This is a genomic window from Pseudomonas frederiksbergensis, from assembly GCF_003732705.1.
Classification (GTDB): domain Bacteria; phylum Pseudomonadota; class Gammaproteobacteria; order Pseudomonadales; family Pseudomonadaceae; genus Aquipseudomonas; species Aquipseudomonas frederiksbergensis_F.
Genome location: NZ_MOBR01000009.1, coordinates 435,311 through 455,462, shown reverse-complemented (window position 1 = coordinate 455,462; position 20,152 = coordinate 435,311). Strand labels below are relative to the sequence as shown.

19 protein-coding genes and 2 tRNA genes are annotated in these 20,152 nt (G+C 59.4%); 10 read left to right on the top strand and 11 right to left on the bottom strand.

Features of this window, described 5'->3' with window-relative positions; translation table 11 throughout:
• Nucleotides 1-84: 84 nt before the first annotated feature.
• The 9 genes from BK667_RS13760 to BK667_RS13715 all read left to right on the top strand — a co-directional run bounded on the left by BK667_RS13760 (nt 85) and on the right by BK667_RS13715 (nt 6,893).
• Entirely contained in the window at nt 85-741 is a 657-nt protein-coding gene (locus BK667_RS13760; RefSeq protein WP_123598015.1) for an HAD family hydrolase, read from the top strand.
• 45 nt (nt 742-786) lie between these two features.
• The gene (locus BK667_RS13755) at nt 787-1,275 is read left to right on the top strand and encodes an Lrp/AsnC family transcriptional regulator (protein WP_008055821.1); all 489 of its coding nucleotides are present in this window, start codon (nt 787-789) and stop codon (nt 1,273-1,275) included.
• Between the two features lie 385 nt (nt 1,276-1,660).
• The gene (locus tag BK667_RS13745) at nt 1,661-2,431 is read left to right on the top strand and encodes a DUF4198 domain-containing protein (RefSeq protein WP_259698028.1); all 771 of its coding nucleotides are present in this window, start codon (nt 1,661-1,663) and stop codon (nt 2,429-2,431) included.
• A gap of 27 nt (nt 2,432-2,458) precedes the next feature.
• Nucleotides 2,459-3,664: an acetyltransferase domain-containing protein gene (locus BK667_RS13740; RefSeq protein WP_123597917.1), complete on the top strand. Its 1,206-nt coding sequence runs from the start codon at nt 2,459-2,461 to the stop codon at nt 3,662-3,664.
• 65 nt (nt 3,665-3,729) lie between these two features.
• Nucleotides 3,730-5,073, top strand: a complete 1,344-nt coding sequence (locus tag BK667_RS13735; protein WP_123508195.1) for an OprD family porin — start codon at nt 3,730-3,732, stop codon at nt 5,071-5,073.
• A gap of 228 nt (nt 5,074-5,301) precedes the next feature.
• A tRNA-Cys gene (locus tag BK667_RS13730) sits at nt 5,302-5,375 on the top strand.
• 208 nt (nt 5,376-5,583) lie between these two features.
• On the top strand, nt 5,584-6,063 hold the full coding sequence (locus tag BK667_RS13725; RefSeq protein ID WP_123597916.1) for a DUF3757 domain-containing protein: 480 nt from the start codon (nt 5,584-5,586) through the stop codon (nt 6,061-6,063).
• A gap of 352 nt (nt 6,064-6,415) precedes the next feature.
• Nucleotides 6,416-6,502, top strand: a tRNA-Leu gene (locus BK667_RS13720).
• A 172-nt stretch (nt 6,503-6,674) separates the two neighbouring features.
• Nucleotides 6,675-6,893 (top strand): hypothetical protein, encoded by a 219-nt coding sequence (locus BK667_RS13715; protein ID WP_123508198.1) that lies wholly within the window; start codon nt 6,675-6,677, stop codon nt 6,891-6,893.
• Between the two features lie 66 nt (nt 6,894-6,959).
• Here BK667_RS13715 and BK667_RS13710 read toward each other — a convergent pair whose 3' ends face one another.
• The 10 genes from BK667_RS13710 to BK667_RS13660 form a co-directional block, all read right to left on the bottom strand.
• Complete coding sequence (locus BK667_RS13710) at nt 6,960-7,244, bottom strand: hypothetical protein (RefSeq protein WP_123508199.1); 285 nt, start codon at nt 7,242-7,244, stop codon at nt 6,960-6,962.
• Nucleotides 7,245-7,540: 296 nt separating this feature from the next.
• A complete protein-coding gene (locus BK667_RS13705) occupies nt 7,541-7,771 on the bottom strand; it encodes a hypothetical protein (protein WP_054050531.1) in 231 nt (76 codons plus the stop codon).
• A 129-nt stretch (nt 7,772-7,900) separates the two neighbouring features.
• Entirely contained in the window at nt 7,901-8,122 is a 222-nt protein-coding gene (locus BK667_RS13700) for a hypothetical protein (protein ID WP_054050533.1), read from the bottom strand.
• Nucleotides 8,123-8,219: 97 nt separating this feature from the next.
• Entirely contained in the window at nt 8,220-9,845 is a 1,626-nt protein-coding gene (locus tag BK667_RS13695) for an ABC-F family ATP-binding cassette domain-containing protein (protein WP_123597915.1), read from the bottom strand.
• A gap of 230 nt (nt 9,846-10,075) precedes the next feature.
• The gene (locus tag BK667_RS13690; RefSeq protein ID WP_123597914.1) at nt 10,076-11,113 is read right to left on the bottom strand and encodes a DNA topoisomerase IB; all 1,038 of its coding nucleotides are present in this window, start codon (nt 11,111-11,113) and stop codon (nt 10,076-10,078) included.
• 78 nt (nt 11,114-11,191) lie between these two features.
• The gene (modC, locus tag BK667_RS13685; protein WP_123597913.1) at nt 11,192-12,271 is read right to left on the bottom strand and encodes a molybdenum ABC transporter ATP-binding protein; all 1,080 of its coding nucleotides are present in this window, start codon (nt 12,269-12,271) and stop codon (nt 11,192-11,194) included.
• 3 nt (nt 12,272-12,274) lie between these two features.
• Nucleotides 12,275-12,955, bottom strand: coding sequence for a molybdate ABC transporter permease subunit (modB, locus tag BK667_RS13680; RefSeq protein WP_123508203.1), 681 nt, complete (start codon nt 12,953-12,955; stop codon nt 12,275-12,277).
• A complete protein-coding gene (modA, locus tag BK667_RS13675; protein WP_054050541.1) occupies nt 12,956-13,723 on the bottom strand; it encodes a molybdate ABC transporter substrate-binding protein in 768 nt (255 codons plus the stop codon).
• Nucleotides 13,724-14,005: 282 nt separating this feature from the next.
• A complete protein-coding gene (locus BK667_RS13665; RefSeq protein WP_123597911.1) occupies nt 14,006-15,070 on the bottom strand; it encodes an NAD(P)H-dependent flavin oxidoreductase in 1,065 nt (354 codons plus the stop codon).
• Between the two features lie 204 nt (nt 15,071-15,274).
• Nucleotides 15,275-17,722 (bottom strand): autotransporter, encoded by a 2,448-nt coding sequence (locus tag BK667_RS13660; protein ID WP_123597910.1) that lies wholly within the window; start codon nt 17,720-17,722, stop codon nt 15,275-15,277.
• 180 nt (nt 17,723-17,902) lie between these two features.
• On the opposite strand from BK667_RS13660, the gene acuI reads away from it, so the two are divergent.
• Nucleotides 17,903-18,886 (top strand): acrylyl-CoA reductase (NADPH), encoded by a 984-nt coding sequence (gene acuI / locus BK667_RS13655; RefSeq protein ID WP_123597909.1) that lies wholly within the window; start codon nt 17,903-17,905, stop codon nt 18,884-18,886.
• A 167-nt stretch (nt 18,887-19,053) separates the two neighbouring features.
• On the opposite strand, the gene ada is transcribed toward acuI, so the two are convergent.
• Complete coding sequence (gene ada, locus BK667_RS13650; RefSeq protein ID WP_123508209.1) at nt 19,054-20,121, bottom strand: bifunctional DNA-binding transcriptional regulator/O6-methylguanine-DNA methyltransferase Ada; 1,068 nt, start codon at nt 20,119-20,121, stop codon at nt 19,054-19,056.
• Nucleotides 20,122-20,152: the final 31 nt, after the last annotated feature.

The window sequence follows — 20,152 nt, the reverse complement described above, 5'->3', positions numbered from 1 at the left end:
CGTGGGGCGCTGCTGCAAGGCATCGCCCGTGAGCGTTTATGGAGCACGGAGGGATGGAATGCATCATTGGAGGCTGTGCACACCATGGGGCTGACTGAATATCGAGCGCTGCTCATCGATTGCGATGAAGTTCTGGTCGATCGCGACTCGGGGGTCTGGGCGGCGTTGCAACCGCTGCTCGACAGCCGGGGCGGGCACCCGGACAAGGAACAGGTGCTGGCCGAATACAGCGAGGTGGTGCGTGCACTGTATCCGCGCTTCGGTGAGCTAGGCTTCAGTGGACTGCTGTGTTTCGCCCATCGCCAGTTGGCCGAGCGCTGGGGCCTGAAAGCCAGTTGGGAGGAGGGCATGAGCTTCGCCCGGTCGGTGGCCGGTTGGTCGCTGTTCGAGGACGCGCCGGGGGCGATGTTGTACCTGCGCAAGTTCTATCGCCTGCTGGTGCAGGGTGACCGGGATGCCGAAGATCGCGGGTTGCTCTGCGAACGACTGGGGATCATGCCCGATGACTTTATCTCGCTGGCCAGCGACCCTTTGCAGGACCCGCAGTGGCTGCGGGACAACGGGTTCAAGCCCGGCGAGATCCTGCAAGTGACGCGGCCTTCAGCCAGTGGGCAGGCGAGTCGCGATGTGTGCCTGATCTGCCGTGGCCGGGTCAAACACCCGGCGCCTTGCGCGGCGGATTACTGCATCAACAGCATGGCGGATCTGGTGGCGCAGCATCAGCTGTCTTTACGGCGCTGATTTTGCTAGAAGATTGTCTTACAAACGGCAGTCAAGAGGTACGCAATGGAAGGTTTAGTCAAACTGGACCGGATCGACATCAGCATTTTGGTTGAGCTGCAAAAGGACGGGCGCATGACCAACGTCAGCCTCGCCGATGCCGTGGGACTGTCGGCCAGCCCCTGCCTGCAACGGGTCAAACGGCTGGAATCGGCCGGGTATATTTCCAGCTACAAGGCGCACCTGAACCTGGCGAAAATCACCGATTCGGTGACGGTCTTCACTGAAATCACCTTGAGCGACCACAAGCGCGAAGACTTCGCCAAGTTCGAGTCCAATATTCGCCTGGTGGATGAAGTGCTCGAATGTCACTTGATCAGCGGTGGCTACGATTACCTGGTGCGTTTCATGACCCGCAGCATCCAGCACTATCAGGAAGTGATCGAAAGCCTGCTGGACAAGAACATCGGCATCTCCAAGTACTTCAGCTACATCGTTATCAAGTCTCCAGTGCTCAAGGATGGCGTGCCGTTGCGCAAGTTGTTGCGGCACTGACGACTCCGATCCCAACACAAATCTCAGTGGGAGCGAGCTTGCTCGCGATGAGGCCCTGTCAGTCGATAGAAATGTCGACTGATACACCGCCATCGCGAGCAAGCTCGCTCCCACAGTTGTTTCGCGGCGTGCAATGCACTGCGTTTGGACATTACCTCGATTGAATCCCATAAGCCGCCTCATCCTGGCGCAAGCCGCATAAACCGCTGTTTCCCCCGCAAAAACAGTCACCGATGGCCCCGCACGCACTGATTTCAGAACAAAGCGCAAAAGTCTCTGCGCTGTAATGCGTTCAGAGAGAGGGGCGTGGTTTGTGAAGTCGCTGATGTCGAGGCGGTTGTAGCGAATCGCGGAATAACACCAATCGGAGCCAAAAAAAATGCGAATGAGCAACGCAAAAGCACTGTTGGGTTACGGCGTCTTCATGCTGGCAAGCAGCAGCGAGGCGCATCAAATCTGGTACGAACAGCCACCCGGGCAACCGTTGGCGTTGTACTACGGGGAATATGACAAGAACATGCTGGAGGTGACGCCGGGCGGGATGGACCGGTTTCAGCAACTCAAGGGTTGGTCGATTGGTAACAATTCGAAACCATTGAATCTGACCTTGCAGCGTCAGGCGTTTGCGGTGGCGCATCAGGCGGCCAGTGATGACTCGCTTCTCGCCCAAGACCCGCATTATCCGATCTTCGACCTGCACGAAGCGGACAAAGCGCTGAAAACCTACTGGACGCCGGCAACCCGATGGGTCGGCGATTTGCGTGCTCGCACCCCGGACCTGACCCTGGACATCGTGCCCACCGGCATCGTTGACGCAAACAGCGCGCAGTTCCAAGTGTACTATTCGCAAAAACCGCTGGCGGATCAGGACGTTATGCTGGAAACCGGTTCCGGCGAAGTCTTCACCGGGCGCACTGATGCGACGGGAAAAGTCAGCTTCGAGTTGCCCTGGCAGGGCACTTATGTGGTGGCCGTCGAATACAAGGACCGCACACCCGGTGAACGGGTAAACCCACAGGGCAAGTCCGAGCCGTACGACCTGAAAAGCTTCAGCTCGACGCTGTCGTTTTATCGGGCCCAGGGCAAACCATCGTTGCCACGGGCTCCGTCGCAACTGCCGGCCTCCGAAGTCGCCCGGTTGAAGAAACAGGCCTGATTCGTCGCCCCTAAAGGAGTCATCACTATGTCCCAATCTTCAGGATTGGCCGGGCAGGCGGGAAGTATTTCCCCGGCGCTGGCCACCCCCGCAGTCAAAGCCAACACCCGGATGCTGGCGATCGATGCCCTGCGCGGTTTCGTCATGCTGTTGATGCTGATCGACCACGTGCGGGAAACCTTTCTGTTGCACCGTCAGGTCACCGACCCGATCGACGCCTTGAGCGTCACGCCGGACCTGTACTTCACCCGCATGCTCAGCGAAATCTGTGCCCCGGTTTTTATCTTCCTCACCGGCTTGTCGGCCTGGCTCTACAGCCAGAAACACACCGCCAGCGAAACCTCGGTGTTCCTGCTCAAGCGTGGATTCTTCCTGGTGTTTCTGGAGATTACCTTCGTCTGCTTCGCCTGGAACGCCGAGTTCCCGCCCAAGACCCTGTGGCTGCAGGTGATCTGGTGCATCGGCATCTGCATGATCGTGCTGGCCGGGTTGCTGCACTTCAAACGCAGCTGGCTGATCGTACTGGGGCTGGTCATCGTCGCCGGGCACAACCTGTTCGATAACGTGGTAGTCGGGCCGGAGTCGCCATTCTATGTGCCGTGGTCGATCCTGCATCAGAAGGTGTTTATCGACATCACCGAGTTCACTCGGGCCCGCACGACGTATCCAGTGTTGCCGTGGATCGGCGTGATCCTGTTGGGCTGGGGCATCGGGCCATGGTTCGGCAAGGACATGCAGCCGGCCGAGCGGATTTCTCGCCTGGTCAAACTCGGCGTGGGTCTGCTGGTGGCGTTCGTGTTTATCCGTTACCTGAACGTCTATGGCGAGAAGCCGTGGGTGCAGACCGGCGACTCGTTGCGCACGTTCATGAGTTTCATGAGCGCGAAGAAGTATCCGCCGTCCTTGATGTTCCTGATGCCGACCCTCGGCCTGGGGCTGCTCCTGCTGGCGTTGTTCGAAAAACTGCAGGATCGCTGGTCCACCGCGACGCTGGCGATCTACGGCGGGGCGCCGATGTTCTTCTATTTGCTGCACCTGTACGTGCTCAAGGCGATGTACCTGGTGGCGGTCGCGATCTGGGGCGCCAACCAGGGCGCGTACTACGGCTTCGATAACCTGCCCACGGTGTGGCTGTGGAGCGCGATCCTCGGGGTGTTGCTGTTCTTCCCGACGCGCTGGTTCGCCAGCCTCAAACAGCGCCGTCGCGACATCGCGATCCTCAAATACCTCTGAGGTGCCCAACGGTGTCCCCCTCTGGCGGGACACCTTGCAGACCCCGAATTCTGTGGAGTTGCACTGTGAAAACCCTATCGACACATACCCTGCTATTAGCGTTGGGCGGGCAGTCGCTGCTTGCCCTGGCTTCAGAGCAAGACAATGCAAAAGGTTTCGTAGAGGACAGCCAGTGGAGTTTGCTCAACCGCAGCGTCTATGACCGTCGCGACTACGAACACGGCGCGCTGAGCAACGGCGCACGTAATGCCTACAAGCCCCGCGCCCAACGTAGCGATCTCGCCGAGGAATGGGCCTACGGCCTGATGGCCGATTTCACCTCCGGCTATACACGCGGCACCGTAGGCTTGGGCTTCGACGCCCATGTTTATTCCGGCTGGGAGCTGGACAGCGGAGGCGGGCGCGCGGGCAAGGCACGGTTACTCGGTGTGGACAATGACGGCCACCCCAAGGACGAATTCAGTCGCGGTGGCGCCGTGGCCAAATTGCGCTTCTCTTCCACCGAATTGCGTTACGGCGAGCAGCGGGTGAAAACCCCGGTATTCGGCTCATCCGACAGCCGCCTGCTGCCCGAAACCGCGACCGGTTGGTTGCTGACCAGCCGCGAACTGCCTGCGACCACGCTGTACGGCGGACACTTCAATGAAAGCACCGACCGCAACGCCACCAGTCATGACCAAGGCTTCGTGGTCAACTATTCCAATGGCAAGCAAGGCGACAGCTTCGATCTGGTGGGCGTGCGCAACACGGCGGTTAAAGGGCTGAATGCCAGCCTGTTCAGTGCGGTTTACGCCGACACCTGGCGGCAGCACTACTTGGGCGCGGTCTACACCCAGCCGCTGGCGGACGGCCAGGACCTGACCTTTGACCTTAATTTGTATCGTACCCAGGACACCGGCAAAGCCTTGTCCGGCCGTATCGACAACACCACCTGGAGTTTTCTGACAACCTATAAGGCTGGTTCCCACAGCTTCGGTCTGGGTTATCAGAAAGTCGACGGCGACACGCCTTACGACTACGTCACCCGCGGTGCGATCTATTTGAGCAACGCCGTGGCCCTGTCCGACTTCAACGCCCCTCAAGAGGCGTCCTGGCAGGCCCGCTACGACCTGAACCTGGCCGGCTACGGCATCCCCGGCCTGACCTTCGGCGCACTCTATGTGCGCGGCAGCGGTATCGATGGCAGCCACATGGACCCGAGCGGCGGTTACAAATGGCTGGGTTACGGGCAGGGCGGCAAACACTGGGAACGGGATCTGCAGGCCAAATACGTGGTGCAATCCGGCGCGGCGAAAAACCTGGCGTTTACCTTGCGCCATGCGGTGCATCGAGGGAACGCGGCCCAGGCTGAGCTGGACGCCAACCAGATTCGGCTGGCGGTGGAGTATCCATTGGGTGGCAAATTCTGAAGAACAAACGCGACGCGGCGTGAAACCCGGCGCAATCAACCCGGAAGAAATTTTTTTGAAATCAAGGGGTTGCCAGCCTCGGGAAATCAGTACATAATTCACGCCATCGAAAGCACTGATCGCCTAAAAAGCTCAATGTTTTCAATGAGTTAGAGAATGATTCAATGATCTCTCGAAGCTCAGCGTTTGTATGCATTTGGTGTCGTGCTACTGACATCAGATGTTTGAGGCCGAGTAGCAAAATGGTTATGCAGTGGATTGCAAATCCACCTACGCCGGTTCGATTCCGACCTCGGCCTCCACTCTTAAAAGCCCTGTAGATCAAAGATCTACGGGGCTTTTTTTATGTCTTCAGGAAAATGAAGCATCCCTCCACCAGGGCCACCTGCTAACTGTGTCCGTCGTCTGACCCGCCTTGCAGACTACCAAAGCTTGGGAAACGTCCTACATATTTACTTCGCCGTGAGTGATATCTAAGCCCCCTTTCAAAATTCTGATAGGGGAGTCGTAGTGCTCAGGTTGATGCGATTGGGGCTCGGTTGTTTGCCATTGGTTCTTTATTCGGCTTTTGTTGAGGCTCAAAATCAATATTTCAACGTATCTATGTGGCCGGACAGCGAGGAAGCCTGTCCGCTGCCTCAGGAGATAAAGAAACATGCAGAGATTTTCACCTCGCCCGCCAAGACTGATGACGCGGAGTGGGTAGGTGTATTAGTCGGGGGGCAGAATGAAGGCGTTACGGATTTCGAAAAGGGACTTTTTGTTTTGACCCAAGACGATTACAACGGCGTCGGGGTTTTGAGCAGCTGCATCTATAGGACGTCCGGTGGAAAGTATCTGAATATGCGACTGGAGCTTGGTAAGCAGTACCAACGAACCATGTGGATTGAACGTGTGTCCCAGTGGAAGCCATCCTCCGACCATCCATCACCAATCATGCTCGAGTGCGACAGCAAAGACCTGGCTGGATGTGCCTTTCATCTGGAATGAATACTTGGTTGGCTGCGTCGCCTGCTGTGGGCAAGGTTATCGCCCCTCAGAATTTGGTAGCCCGCACCACGGAAAAGCTGCTAACCTTTTGAAATTGCTTGTTTTGTTGCTGGGTTACGTCACCAGCGACGGCGATTGAGGTTCCGGCCTCGTCTCCACTTTAAACGAGCTCCGTAGATCCTTGATCTACGGAGCTTTTTTATTTCGCTGTCCTGCAAGATTTAGTCTTGAAAAGGGCAACTGCGAACTTGCTTCATGGGGGAGGGATGTATATATTTCCCACCTCTGCTGCACAAGCATCGGAACTGCCAGTATTTTTCAGGCAGCCTTCAGATCGCTTTACCGCGCTACCGCCCGAATGGCGAAACTGGTAGACGCATGGGACTTAAAATCCCCCGCTCGTAAGGGCGTGCCGGTTCGATTCCGGCTTCGGGCACCATCTAAAATCAAGGGTTTGCGAGCGAAAGCTGATGCAAACCCTTGTTTGTTTCCGGTCCCCTGTTTTGCGTGTGCCTACCGGTGATCGGCCTCTATGAATCATTAAGCGAATCCAGGCTCAATTGGTCCAGAAGCATTTGCTTCTCAGGGCGATAAGACCGAAGGGGGAGGCTATGACATCTGTCGATGATTTCAGGATCAAGTCACATGAGCTGCTTATGGATCTGGACGCTGCAACAACGGAGATGATGCAGCTGATTTCATCTCGGTCGGTGTCCGGGCCGATATGGGAAGAGGCCGTCAAGCGCCAGCACGATGCTTATGTGCACTGGAATACCTTTATCAACAGTCGCGACGGAAGCGATCCTCCCGGTGGTCCACCTATCGCCTGAACAGACCAGGATGGGCACCGTTGCGGATCGCCAAATGGACAAAGCTGACTCAATCGCAGTGGTCAGCTAAACAAACGGCTGCCCTCTAAATCCTCTTGGCAACCGCTGCATTCCCGCCATCGCGGTCAGTCGCTGCACCCACTCTGCACGCCAATCATTGGCGGTATGAGTGACCTTGGCTTTGCGCGCCGCGCGCCGTGCCGCATTGCGTTCGTCTTTGCGCGCGTCCTTGAACGCATCGGTGTTGCGGCAACTTCTGCATTTCACCTGGGCAAGTATTTTGCTTGAAACCAGTTTGGTGCCTGCATGACCGCAGGCCAGATGCCCGCCGACTTTGAAGTGAGTGACCATTGGAACGTCTCCTTCGTGACGTGTGATCGTTTGACCTCTGCGCGTCGGCAGCGTTCGTTGCTGGAATCCAGAGCAAAAAAAGGCCCGCATGCGGGCGGGCCAAGGGATTCTTCAAAGGAGTGATTCCACAGTAGGGCGTTGGTTGTGAACAGGATGTGAAAGCGAAAACACAAAAAAAAGCCCAGCTCAGGGCCGGGTTGCGGGTATGGCAGGAGGCTATCAGGCAGGCAGGCTCTCGGTGACAACGTTGTCGCCGTTCATGCTTCCTGAGTCAGGCCTGTCCTTGAGTCGGATGATTATCTGAAACGGGGCAGCGGCGGTTCGACGGGGCGCAGCGAAGACAGCGTGCTGCGAATCAGCGGTGCGTCTTTCTCGATGTCGTTCAGCCGGTCACGAATTTTCAGGGCCGTGGGGTGCCCGCCTTGATGATCGACCCAGTCGGCAATTTCCTTGCACGCGGCCGCGAGACGAGCCTGACGGGAGTCAAGCAGGGTGAGCAGGGTGGTGATGGACTCTTTTTCAGACATGACACACCTCCATTTAAAGCAAACCTGGCAGTTGCAGCAAAAAGCCCGCGGATGCGAGCTCTCTGCCGATGGGGTCGCTGGTCCTTCAGCTGACTTCAGTATAGACCCGGTAAAAAATCTTGAACCTTTTCAGCTTTGCCGGGCTGTCACTTGTGAGCGAGCGTTGAGCTGATGACACTCACGGCGGGCGTCTTCTTCGTGATCGTAGCCATCGCCGATAAAGCCGCGGGTGCGGGTGTCGGCAATGCGATACCAGACGGCGGCGTCCGGTGGTGCGTGGTTCACTTCTCCGGCTCGGCGGCCATGAATGATGATCTTGTTGCAACGCTTCACAACGAAAATGTCTTCCATGGCACCACCGTAGCTGATTCGTGTTCAGATCAACTATAGAAGCCCTTTGCAATCGTGCAAAAAATAGACAGGTCAGTTCGTCGGTTGGATTATCCGATCAATCCCCAACGGGCTGAAGTTGCCAACCTTGCGGGTGCCATTTCAACGTGTGAGTGGGTGTCAGCGCCGTGAGAAACGCCTGGTCGTGGGACGCCGCAATAATCGCCCCCGGAAAATCCCGTAACGCTTGTTCGAAGGCTTGTATGGATTCAAGGTCCAGGTGATTGGTCGGCTCATCGAGCAACAATAATTGCGCCGGGACTTTACGCCAGAGCGCAATGGCAATGGCCGCTTTGAGCCGTTCACCGCCACTGAGCGAACCGCTTGGCCGGGTGACTCGGCGTGCATCTAGCTGCAGCTGCGCCAAGTGACTGCGCAACGGCCCCTCGGCCAACGGCGTGTCAAGCAAACCCAGTTGCTCGACGACGGAGCGTTGATCGTCCAGCAAGGCCAGTTGCTGATCGAGGATGGCGCAGGGCACATGGGTGACGCATTCGCCACTGCGGGGCGGATATTCGCCGGCCAGCATGCGCAACAAGGTGGATTTGCCGCAGCCATTCGGCCCGCTGACAGCGATGCGCACAGGGCCTGCAATCGACAACGTGAGTCGGGACGCGCTCCAGGGCGGTTGCGCATCCACCAGCGTCAGCAGCTGTCGGGTTTCCGGCAGGGCAGTGCCTGGCAAGCTGACCACCACACACGCTTCTGGCAGCACCTTGGCATTGGCTTCCCGCACCTGTGCATCGAGTCCGTCCTTGCGGGTTTGATGGGCCTGGCGCACCGACCCCATGGCGTCCCTGGCTGAACCTTTCATCCTGGCCCGCTCAGGACTTGAAATATTGGCGATATCGGCCTTTTTCAGGGTTCCCGCAGCATGTCGCTGGATCGTGTCGTGCTCGCGCTGCAAGCGGTTGCGTTCTCGATTGCGCTCGGTGCGGGCCTGATCGAGGACCATTCGGGCGGCGGCCTGGTCGATCTCTCGTTGAGCCTGGAATGCCTGGTAATTACCGCCAAAGACCTTGGGCCCCAGCGACGTCAGTTCGACAATCCTTTGCATGCGATTCAGCAGTTGCCGGTCATGGCTGATCACGATCAAACCGCCGCGCCATTGCTCAAGCTTGTGCATCAGCCAGCGACGTCCGTCGGTGTCCAGATGATTAGTGGGTTCATCCAGCACCAATAGCTGCGCCTGGCCAAGGAACGCGCCGATCAGGGCGATGCGTGCTTGTTGTCCGCCGCTGAGGTTTTGCGTCAAGTGTTCGGGGCTGATGTCTTCCAGTCCCGCTTCATCCAGCGCCAGACGCAAGCGTTCGGGCAGGTCCCAGCGGTCGGCCAGTGTGTCGAAATCGTCGCTCCAAGCATGGCCTAGATTCAATCGGGCGAGCGCATTGAACGCTGGCGCACAACCCGTGGCGTCGGCGACGGTTTGTTGTCCTGTCGTTGAAAACGTTTGCGGCACATAGGCCACGTGCCCCTGACAGATCAGGCGGCCAGCGGTGGGCGTGAGTTGCCCGGCAATCAATTGCGCAAGGACGCTCTTGCCCATGCCGTTGCGGCCAACGATGGCGGTGGGGATACGGTCGAAACTGAGGTTCAGCGAATCGAAAATCGTCTCGCCGTTAGCGAACTGAAAACCCAGTTGGTTCAGGGAAACGAGTGCAGGCAGACGCGTGACGTGAGTCATCGGCACCTCCGGAAAATGTCGAAAATCCAACAAGCGCCATGGGCGGCTTGTCGCGGAAACATTTTGGAAGGCTTAGTTGTTCACGTTTGCGGTCGTCCTGGGGAGGTGAGGGTGGTCAGGCTAGACGAGGACTTGGATTCGATCAAGGCTTCTGTAGGCGCTGCCGAAGGCTGCGATCTTTTAAAGATCAAGATCAAAAGATCGCAGCCTTCGGCAGCTCCGGGTGACAGTCAGGATTTTTCAGCGGCGGCGACCATTTTTTCGAGGAAGATTGCCAGCCCGACCTCTTCAGCCCTGAGTCCTTTGCGCACTCTCGGGCGCGGCAATTGAGCCAATGCACCCAGCAGAAAGCCATCCAGCACCGCCGGATGGATGTAGCACTTGCGGCACACCGCCGGGGTGTTGCCCAGTTGTTTGGCGACGTTCTTGACCATCTCCACCACATGCCGCTTGGCATCGGATTCCGGCTCCCATTGCAGCTCCCGCAACACCGACAACGCCAGCGCGCTGCCAGCCCAGGTGCGGTAATCCTTGGCCGTGAAGTCGGCGCCGGTGAGGGTTTGCAAGTAGGCGTTGACGTCGGAGGAACTGACGGTGTGTCGCTCGCCGTTTTCGTCGAGGTACTGAAACAGGTTTTGCCCGGGGATTTCCAGGCAGCGCTTGATGATCCGCGCCAGGCGACGGTCTTTCACGGTGATCTGGTGTTCGACGCCACTCTTGCCGCGAAACTGGAACAGGATCGCACTGCCATTGACCTCGACATGCCGGCTGCGCAGGGTGGTCAGGCCATAGGAGCGGTTGTCCCGGGCGTATTGCGTGTTGCCGACGCGGATCAGCGTCGCATCGAGCAAGGTGATGACCGTGGCCATGACCTTGTCGCGGCTGAAGCCGGGCGCCGCCAGCAGGGCTTCCAGTTGCTTGCGCAGTTTCGGCAGCGCCAGGCCGAAGTCCCGCAGCCGGGAGTACTTGTCGGCATCGCGCACTTCGCGCCAGCGCACGTGATAACGGTATTGCTTGCGCCCCCGGGTATCGCGGCCGGTGGCTTGCAGATGGCCGCGCGGGTCGGCGCTGATCCACACGTCGACGTAGGCCGGTGGCACCGCGAGGGCATTGATGCGTTTGATCTCGTCGGGATCGGTAATGCGCTGGCCCGCCGGATCGAAATAACAGAACTTGCCGCGCAGTTTCCTGCGGGTGATGCCGGGCTGGGTGTCATCGACGTAATGCAGGTCGGGCGGCAACACATCGGTCAGCGCGGTATCGGGCATGGCGGTAGTCCTTGGCAGCGAAAAATCGAGGGCTCGTACAGCCATTGACCGCGCACTGTCGCCGTGGTGCCAACAAATTCAGGCCAGCACCGCCACTGCCTTGATCTGCGCCCATAACGCCTGGCCAGGATGAATGCCCAGTTGATCCCGGGAATATCGGGTGATCCGCGCCAGCAGCGGCGTGCCGCCAGCGTTCAGACGAATCAGCACATGGGCGGCGTTGTCGGCGCCCAGCTCACTGATCACCGTGACCGGCAGGCGATTGAGGATGCTGCTTTGCTCCACGCTCTGCAGGCTCAGGCTGACGTCCCGCGCCTGTACTTTGCAGCGCAAGGTCTGGCCTTCGGTCATTGGCGAATGGGGGACGCGCAGATTCAGACCGGAATTTGGCAGTTGCAGGGTCAGCAGTTGATAGGCGCTGTCGTAAGCGCTGACGTGTCCTTCAATGACCACGCCGGCGTCGTCACCCTGCGCCAGCGGCAGGTCGAGGCGGGCCAGGGTTTCGCCGATCGGGCCGCTGGCCAGGGCCTTGCCGTCGCTGAGCAGGACGATGTGATCGGCCAGCCGCGCCACTTCATCCTGGGAATGGCTGACGTACAGCACCGGAATGTCCAATTCGTCGTGCAGACGTTGCAGATACGGCAGGATTTCGTTTTTGCGTTGGCTATCCAGCGCCGCCAGCGGTTCGTCCATCAGCAGCAGTTTCGGGCTGGTGAGCAAGGCCCGTGCGATGCCGATGCGTTGGCGCTCGCCACCGGAGAGGTGCTGTGGATGACGGTCCAGCAAATGGCCGATGCCCAGCAGTTCCGTGGCGTGGGCCATATCGACCCGGCGCTGTTGTTTCGGGATGCGCTTGAGGCCGAATTCCAGGTTCGCCAACACGGACAAGTGCGGAAACAGACTGGCCTCTTGGAAGACATAACCGAGGGCGCGCTTGTGCGGCGGGACGAAAATCTTCTGGCGGCTGTCCTGCCACACCTCATCGTTGATCTGGATAAAACCGTCTTCGGCCTTCTCCAGCCCGGCGATGCAGCGCAGACAAGTGGTCTTGCCCGACCCGGAATGGCCGTAAAGCGCGGTGACGCCGCGGCCGGGCAATTGCAAGTCCACATCCAGGGCGAACCCCGAATACTTCAATTTCAGACGCATCTGAATCATCAATCAGCTCCAGCCCGCTTTGGTTTTACGGCTGGAGTAGAGCGCCAGCAACACCAGGAAAGAGAACACCAGCATCGCCCCGGCCAGCCAATGGGCCTGGGCGTATTCCATGGCTTCGACGTGATCGTAGATCTGCACCGACACTACGCGGGTCTTGTCTGGAATATTGCCGCCGATCATCAGCACCACGCCGAACTCGCCGACCGTATGGGCGAATCCAAGTATCGCGGCCGTGATAAAACCGGGACGCGCCAGCGGCAGGATAACGCTGAAAAACGTGTCCCAGGGATTGGCACGCAAGGTGGCGGCCACTTCCAGCGGGCGGGTGCCAATGGCGGAAAAAGCGTTTTGCAGCGGTTGCACCACGAACGGCATCGAGTAGAGCACCGAACCGATCACCAACCCTGCAAAACTGAAAGTCAGGGTGCCCAGCCCCAGTGATTGGGTGAACTGGCCGACGAACCCGTGAGGCCCGAGCGCCAGTAACAGATAAAAGCCAATCACCGTGGGTGGCAGCACCAAGGGCAGGGCGACAATCGCCCCGACCGGGCCGCGCAGCCAGGAACGGGTGCGCGATAGCCATAACGCAATCGGAGTGCCGATGACCAGGAGGATGAGGGTCGTCAGGGACGCCAGTTTCAGGGTCAGCCAGATGGCGGAAAAATCGGCACTCGTCAGCGTCATTTAGAGTTGGTAACCGTAGGACTTGATGACAGCAGCGGCTTTCGGGCCCTTGAGGTATTCAACCAGTGCCTTGGCGGCCGGGTTGTCTTTACCTTTGTTGAGGATCACCGCGTCTTGTTTGATCGGGTCGTGCAGGCTGGCCGGAACGATCCAGGCCGACCCGCTGGTGACTTTGCCGTCTTTGTAGATCTGCGACAAGGCCACGAAGCCCAGTTCTGCGTTGCCGGTGGACACGAACTGGTAGGCCTGGGTGATGTTCTGGCCTTCAACGATCTTGTCCTTGACCTTGTCGGTCAGGCCTTCTTTAGCCAGTACCTGAGTGGCCGCCAGGCCATACGGCGCGGCTTTCGGGTTGGCGATGGACAGGTGCTGGTATTCGTTTTTCTTCAGTACTTCGCCTTTGGCATCGACATAACCCTCCTTGGCCGACCACAGGGCGAGGGTGCCGATGGCGTAGGTGAAACGCGAACCTTTGACGGTGTCGCCTTCGGTTTCGAGTTTTTGCGGGGTGGTGTCGTCTGCCGAGAGGAACACTTCGAACGGCGCGCCGTTCTTGATCTGGGTGTAGAACTGACCGGTTGCACCATAAGCCGCCACCAGTTTGTGCCCGGTGTCTTTTTCGAAATCGGCGGCGATCGCCTGGATCGGCGCGGTGAAGTTGGCAGCAACAGCCACCTGGACTTCATCGGCCTGGGCCGAGCCGAAAGCGAAGACAGCGAGCAGGCTCGCCAGGCAAGTAGGGGCAAAACGTGAGGCACGAATGGTCATGGAACGGCTCCGTGGTAGGCAAGTGCAGTGGGCAGTTTTTATAGGGGGTGAACTGCGCCGATGCGAGGGGTGAAACGCTATATATCGGAATATATAGCGAAATGCCTGTAAACGGAACTTGTTGGTATTGCGGTGTTTTGATTGGGCTGAAAAGGTCACCGCAATCCCTTGTGGGAGCGAGCCTGCTCGCGAAGGCAATGGATCAGTCAACATGTGTATTGAATGTTGATCCCCTTTCGCGAGCAGGCCCCCTCCCACAGGGTTTTGTGTTGGGCTCGGGGGTTAGCGCCGGGTCAGTTTGGCCAAGGCTTCGTCAGCCAGGCGTCGGGTCAACTCAGCGGCCGTCAACTCGACACCCAATCTGAACGCTTGCCCGGCCCACAGATTGGCGAAGTCCGCCGGATCCTTGGCCCGCAGCGGCATCAGCGCACCACCCGCCAGTGGAAAGGGCGGAGCCTTGTCGCTCATCGGCCCCAATTCACGCATCACCCGATTCAGCAGTCCTCGCGCCGGACGCCCGGTGAAGAGGTTAGTGAGCGCCGTCTCACTTTCCTTGGCCGTACGCAACGCCTTGTGGTGGGCCGCGCTGATCTTGGCTTCCGGTGTAAACAAATACGCCGTGCCCACTTGCACCGCCGAGGCGCCCAAGTGAAACGCGGCGGCCACTCCGCGCGCATCAGTGATCCCGCCCGCAGCAATTACCGGCACTTTCACGGCATCGACGATTTGCGGCACCAATGCGAAAGTCCCCACCTGACTGCTCAAATCATCGCTGAGAAACATCCCGCGATGCCCACCGGCCTCGTACCCCATGGCGATGATCGCGTCGCATCCGCGCTGCTCCAGCCACACCGCCTCTTCAACAGTCGTTGCCGAAGACAGGATCTTCGCCCCGGTGGCTTTCACTCGATCCAGCAGCGACTTTTCCGGCAAGCCGAAGTGAAAACTCACGACCTCGGGGTGAAATTCTTCGATCAATGCGCAAGCGGCTTCGTCGAATGGCGCACGATTGGACACCGGCGTCGGTGCGTCGAAATCAACGCCCAGTTCTCGGTAGTAAGGTTCCAGCAGATTTTTCCAATCACGAGCCTTTTGCTCGTCCGGCGCTGGCGGTTGATGGCAGAAAAAATTGACGTTGAACGGACGCTGGCTGTGCTGGCGAATGGTTTTCAGCTCTTCACGCAACTGCTCGATGCTCAACAGCGCGGCGGGCAGCGAGCCCAGGCCGCCGGCGTTACTCGTCGCAATCACCATGGCGGAATCGTGGGCTCCGGCCATGGGCGCCTGGATGATCGGCAACTCGATCCCAAGCAGGTCAAGAATGCGGGTGTCTGGCCATTGGCTCATTTGAATTATCTCCGACATCGACGGTAATGCCCGTTTTGTATCAGCAACGAGGAGGGCAGGCCAGTCGGTTTTTCTGAACGGTCCGCGTCGGTTTTTCTGAATGGACCGATGTTGGCGTTTATGTCTTGGGCAGCCAAGGGGCGGCGAGTGCAAAAGCGCCATGGCCGTCACATGGCAGCCCCTCAGCAATCATTCAAACGGCATTCAACGACGATGGAATCCGCCACCACCCCCTCCGCCAAATGAGCGATTCATGACTCGGGACGAATCGTGGAAGTTGTTGAGACGTTCATTGCCAAACGAGCGCGCCGCCGATTCCCGATTGAGGTTCTGCAACTGGGGCGTATTCGCTGGGTTGACCCGGGCCTCGCCGCCCTTGACCATCGATTGCCAGCCATCGTCGGTCTTTTTGTAGACGTTGCCGTCATGCCCGGCGTAGACGTTGTCGCCCACCCTGGCGGCGCCGCTGTTGCGTCCACGGATAGCGCCGTACTGGGTGGTTTTGTCGGTGTTGGGGTTGTAGACCGCACCGCGATTGGCGGTGACCTGAGTGCCATTGCGCACGTTGCCTGCCGTCACTTTTCCGCCAGCAACGGCCCCACCGTTGGGCCCGACGATTTCGCCACTGCGCCCGGCGGCATAGTTGCCGGTGTAGACGTTGTGCACCGCGCCGCGCTGACCGGCTGTGGCGATACCGGTGCGGGAGTTGTAGGAATTACCGACCTGACCGGCCCAACGATTGCCGGTCCAGGCGTTGTAGCCGGCACCGTAACGGCTGACCGAGGCGCGATCACCCCATTGGCGATAAATGTTGCCGGTGCTCCCCGCCCAACCGCCGGGCCCCCAGGCGACCGCGCCGCCGTGATAACCATAAGCCGCGCCACCCCACGGCATCGGCGCCGGGTAAAGGTGCGGGCCCCAGGCGTAACCCCAGCCATAATTGCCCCACCACGGGTAAGCGCCCCAACCCCAACCCATGGCCACGGTACTGCCGCCCCAACTCCAGCCAAAACCGAAACCGAAGGTCCAGCCCGTCCACGGGGTATAGCGAATCGCGACGCCAAACCCGTAGGTCACCGGCGGCCCGTACCAGACGTTGCCGACCCACGGCGTGTAGGGGTAACCGGTGCCATAGACCACCACGCCGCTGGCCGGGTCCACCGTGGAGCCCTGATACCCCGGCGTATAACCCACGACCACCGTATCGCCGTTGGCCTCATAGACTTTCACATAGGTGATGTAGTGCATCGGCGAGCTGGGCGGAATCGAGTAAATCACCGCTGGCACCGAGGTGGCGACCGACCACGGCCCCTGAACGGACGTGGCGTTGAACCAGATACCGTTCTCGACCGCGTACCAACTCTTGGCATCGACCATGATGATCGGCGTCGACGTGTTCACCACGTATTGCAGCGGCGTACCGTTGATGGCTTTGAGTTGCGGCTGGCCGTCGAACTGCGGCGCGGTCATTTTCACCTGGCTTTTCTTGATGGCCGAGGTCTGCGGGATGGTTGCCGCAATCGCCGCTTCCCGGGCCTGGGGCGTCCCGGCCACCGAGGCCTTGACGTTCTCTTTGGCGCTGTCATCGGGAATATTGGCGAAGTCGGCCGGCAGTTTGTCCGCCGGGGCAAAGGTCCAGGGGCCTTTCATGTCTGTGGCTTTGAACCAGCGCCCGGAGATCAGCACGAAGCTGTCCTGATCCCCGATTTCCTTGAAAATATGCCCGGTAGTGTTGGTCACATAGAGCAACTGAGTGCCCTGGATCGGCTGCCATTGGGGCGTGCCGTCAGTGACGATCAACTCGGTGGGCGTTGTCGCGATGTGGATCTGTGGGATCGGCGGCTTGGCCAGCGTAGGAATTTTGTCTTTCGGGTCGTTCTGGCCTGACAGCAAGTCAACCTGACGACTTTGGATCGCCGCTTTTTTGGCTTTCTCCAGATCGGCTGAAGGCGAGGGCAGCGGCGCATATGGACCGCTGAGCTGATCGGCGACCATCCAGCCATCGAACACATGCACGTAATGTTTGCCCTGGGCATCCTTGAGCAACAGTGGCCGGGTGTTGATCACCCGCTGCAACGCCGTGCCGTCCACCGGCCGGTAGGCGGGCTCGCCGTCGATGTACACCAGCAGCGCCGGGACGTCGGAAGTCATGATGGTCGGCGGGGTGTTTTCGATCGGATCGCCACTGGATTTCTGTTCAGCCGCGAGGACACTGACCGCCGCTTCGAGTTGATCCAGGGAAATGGTTTTCTTGCGGTTCGCCGCGTCTTTTTTCAGCGCGGCAACCCATGCGTCGGACTGCGCGGCGCTGGACGGAAACTCCGCTTTGGTCAGGGTGTATTGATCGAGCGCCACCCAGCGTGTGGCCTTGTCCACAAGCGTATGGGCGCTGAACTGGACGATGCCGAAGGTGGATTTTCCGTCGGCCCCGGTGGCCTCCACCGCTGCCCGCGCCTGAAGGGTATAACCGTCCCAACTGTCGAGTTGCGGCTGATAGATCGTCAGTTTGGTATCACCGGCAGTGAGGACTTGCGGCCAGGTCGGGGCCGCCGCAGCTTGGGCGGCAGGCGTGGTTGGCGGCGCAGCCTGAACGTTGCTGAGTCCCAGCAAACAGAGCATCAGCAAAACGGTAATCGAGCGAGGGCAAGGCATTGTCAGCTCCATCGACAGGGCGGCTTTTTCAGGTATTTCAAGGCCGCGAAAAAAGCATAGCCTCAGGTCATGGAAACGCTCGGCGGATTTGGGGATTGGATCAAAGTCGGGTAGGGCAATGTGTTTCTTTGTGTTATTTCAATGAGACTTCAACCTCAGCAACCCCATTGGGAGGCAGCGATGTTCAAAGGCATTTTGATCGACAAAGACGACAGCGGTTACCGGGCCACACTGCAAGAGATCAATGACGATCAGTTGCCCGAGGGCGATGTGACGGTGCGGGTGGCGTACAGCACGCTGAATTTCAAGGATGGCCTGGCGATCACCGGCAGCAGCCCGGTTGTACGAAAATTTCCGATGGTGCCGGGGATCGATTTGGCGGGCACTGTCGAAGTCAGCGGGCATCCGGACTACAAGGTCGGTGACCTTGTCGTACTTAATGGCTGGGGCGTGGGTGAAGGGCATTGGGGCGGATTGGCGCAGAAAGCGCGGCTCAATGGTGACTGGCTGATTCCGTTGCCGAAAGCATTCACGGCGGCTCAGGCCATGGCCATCGGCACGGCCGGTTACACCGCGATGCTCTGCATCCTGGCGCTGGAGCACAACGGCGTAACACCGGATCAGGGCGAAGTGCTGGTGACCGGCGCCAACGGTGGGGTCGGCAGTTTTGCCATCGCACTGTTAAGCAAGCTCGGCTATCGAGTGGTGGCGTCTACCGGGCGTACTTCGGAGCACGACTACCTTAAACAGTTGGGCGCCAGCGACATCATCGACCGCGCCACCTTGTCCGAACCGGGCAAGCCGCTGGCCAAGGAACGTTGGGCGGCGGTGATCGATTCGGTGGGCAGTCACACCTTGGCCAACGCCTGTGCCAGCACCAAGGCCAACGGCACGGTCGCCGCCTGCGGTCTGGCCCAAGGCATGGATTTCCCGGCCTCCGTGGCGCCGTTCATTTTGCGCGGCGTGACCCTCGCCGGCATCAACAGCGTGACCCAACCCAAAGCCAAGCGGATTCAGGCCTGGAATCGATTGGCCGAAGATCTGGACTTCGCCTTGTTGCCGCTGATCAGCCACGAAATCGGCCTGAGTGAAGCGATTGAAGCGGCACCGCGCTTGCTCGCCGGTCAACTGCGGGGGAGGGTTGTCGTCGACGTCAATCGCTGACAAGGTAGGCGCCATTGCGGCTCGAAAGGGCCGCAGATTTCAATCAAAAGGAGTGGCGCCTCAATGGAAGTCAAACAGGTTTACGTGGCCCCGTTCAGCATTTCGGGCTTGAAGGTGCGCACCTGCAACAGCGGCCCCGAGTCAGTCGCGGTGCATATCGGCATCGTCTAGGGCTGGGTTTCACGCTCAAGCAACTGACGCTTGCGCTCCACGCCCCAGCGATAACCCGAGAGATTGCCGTCGCTGCGCACCACCCGGTGACAGGGAATCGCCACGGCCAGGCTGTTCGCGCCACAGGCCTGGGCCACGGCGCGCACCGCTTTTGGCGAACCGATACGCTGGGCGATATCGGCGTAACTGGCGGTGCTGCCGGCGGGAATTTCCCGCAGGGCTTGCCAGACCCGTTCCTGAAACGCCGTGCCGCGCACGTCCAGGGGTAAATCCAGGCCGATGGCGGGCGCTTCGATGAAACCGACAACCTGGGCAATCAGTTGCTCGAACCCGTGATCGGCGCCAATCAGGTTGGCGCGGCGGAACTTGTCTTGCAGATCGCACACCAGTTGGTGAGGATCGTCCCCCAACAGAATCGCGCAGATACCCCGGTCACTTTGCGCCACCAGAATCGCCCCGAGGGAACATTGGCCGACGGCAAAGCGGATGTCATTGTTCTGGCCTTCGGCGCGGTAATCGCCGGGCTTCATGCCCAATAACTGATCGGCGGCTTCATAGAAACGACTGTTGGAATTGAAGCCCGCGTCATAGAGCGCGTCGGTCACCGAATCACCCTCACTTAAACGTTCGCGAACCTTGCGTGAGCGGTGGGCGATGGCGTAACCCTTGGGCGTCAGACCGGTCACGGCTTTAAACACGCGATGAAAGTGGAAACTGCTCAGGCCCGCCGCCTCGGCCAGTTCACCCAGCGCCGGCAAGTTGTCAGCGGATTCGATCTGACGGCAGGCAGCCGCTACCGTCGCGGCATGCTGGGCGGCGACAGCGCTTTGATCCGTTGCCGCCCGTTTGCTGGGACGATAACCCGCCGCCTGGGCCTGCTCGGCGGTATCAAAGAATTCGACATTCTGCGGTTTCGGCAAGCGCGCCAGGCTGCTGGGGCGGCAATAGATGCCGGTGGTTTTCACCGCGTAGACAAACTGCCCGTCAGCCTTGGGGTCACGGGCGATGACGGCGGCCCAGCGAGGGTCATTCTCGGTCGAGATCTTGGTTGAAGAGGTGGTCATGGCTTCAGGTCCGTTGACGGGTTTGGTACAG

Bases quoted from the DNA above. Each gene is read 5' to 3' on its own strand.
- BK667_RS13760 (WP_123598015.1), top strand. From the start codon at position 85: ATGGGGCTGACTGAATATCGAGCGCTGCTCATCGATTGCGATGAAGTT.
- BK667_RS13755 (WP_008055821.1), top strand. From the start codon at position 787: ATGGAAGGTTTAGTCAAACTGGACCGGATCGACATCAGCATTTTGGTT.
- BK667_RS13745 (WP_259698028.1), top strand. From the start codon at position 1,661: ATGAGCAACGCAAAAGCACTGTTGGGTTACGGCGTCTTCATGCTGGCA.
- BK667_RS13740 (WP_123597917.1), top strand. From the start codon at position 2,459: ATGTCCCAATCTTCAGGATTGGCCGGGCAGGCGGGAAGTATTTCCCCG.
- BK667_RS13715 (WP_123508198.1), top strand. From the start codon at position 6,675: ATGACATCTGTCGATGATTTCAGGATCAAGTCACATGAGCTGCTTATG.
- BK667_RS13710 (WP_123508199.1), bottom strand. From the start codon at position 7,244: ATGGTCACTCACTTCAAAGTCGGCGGGCATCTGGCCTGCGGTCATGCA.
- BK667_RS13705 (WP_054050531.1), bottom strand. From the start codon at position 7,771: ATGTCTGAAAAAGAGTCCATCACCACCCTGCTCACCCTGCTTGACTCC.
- BK667_RS13700 (WP_054050533.1), bottom strand. From the start codon at position 8,122: ATGGAAGACATTTTCGTTGTGAAGCGTTGCAACAAGATCATCATTCAT.
- BK667_RS13695 (WP_123597915.1), bottom strand. From the start codon at position 9,845: ATGACTCACGTCACGCGTCTGCCTGCACTCGTTTCCCTGAACCAACTG.
- BK667_RS13690 (WP_123597914.1), bottom strand. From the start codon at position 11,113: ATGCCCGATACCGCGCTGACCGATGTGTTGCCGCCCGACCTGCATTAC.
- modC (WP_123597913.1), bottom strand. From the start codon at position 12,271: ATGATTCAGATGCGTCTGAAATTGAAGTATTCGGGGTTCGCCCTGGAT.
- modB (WP_123508203.1), bottom strand. From the start codon at position 12,955: ATGACGCTGACGAGTGCCGATTTTTCCGCCATCTGGCTGACCCTGAAA.
- modA (WP_054050541.1), bottom strand. From the start codon at position 13,723: ATGACCATTCGTGCCTCACGTTTTGCCCCTACTTGCCTGGCGAGCCTG.
- BK667_RS13665 (WP_123597911.1), bottom strand. From the start codon at position 15,070: ATGAGCCAATGGCCAGACACCCGCATTCTTGACCTGCTTGGGATCGAG.
- BK667_RS13660 (WP_123597910.1), bottom strand. From the start codon at position 17,722: ATGCCTTGCCCTCGCTCGATTACCGTTTTGCTGATGCTCTGTTTGCTG.
- acuI (WP_123597909.1), top strand. From the start codon at position 17,903: ATGTTCAAAGGCATTTTGATCGACAAAGACGACAGCGGTTACCGGGCC.
- ada (WP_123508209.1), bottom strand. From the start codon at position 20,121: ATGACCACCTCTTCAACCAAGATCTCGACCGAGAATGACCCTCGCTGG.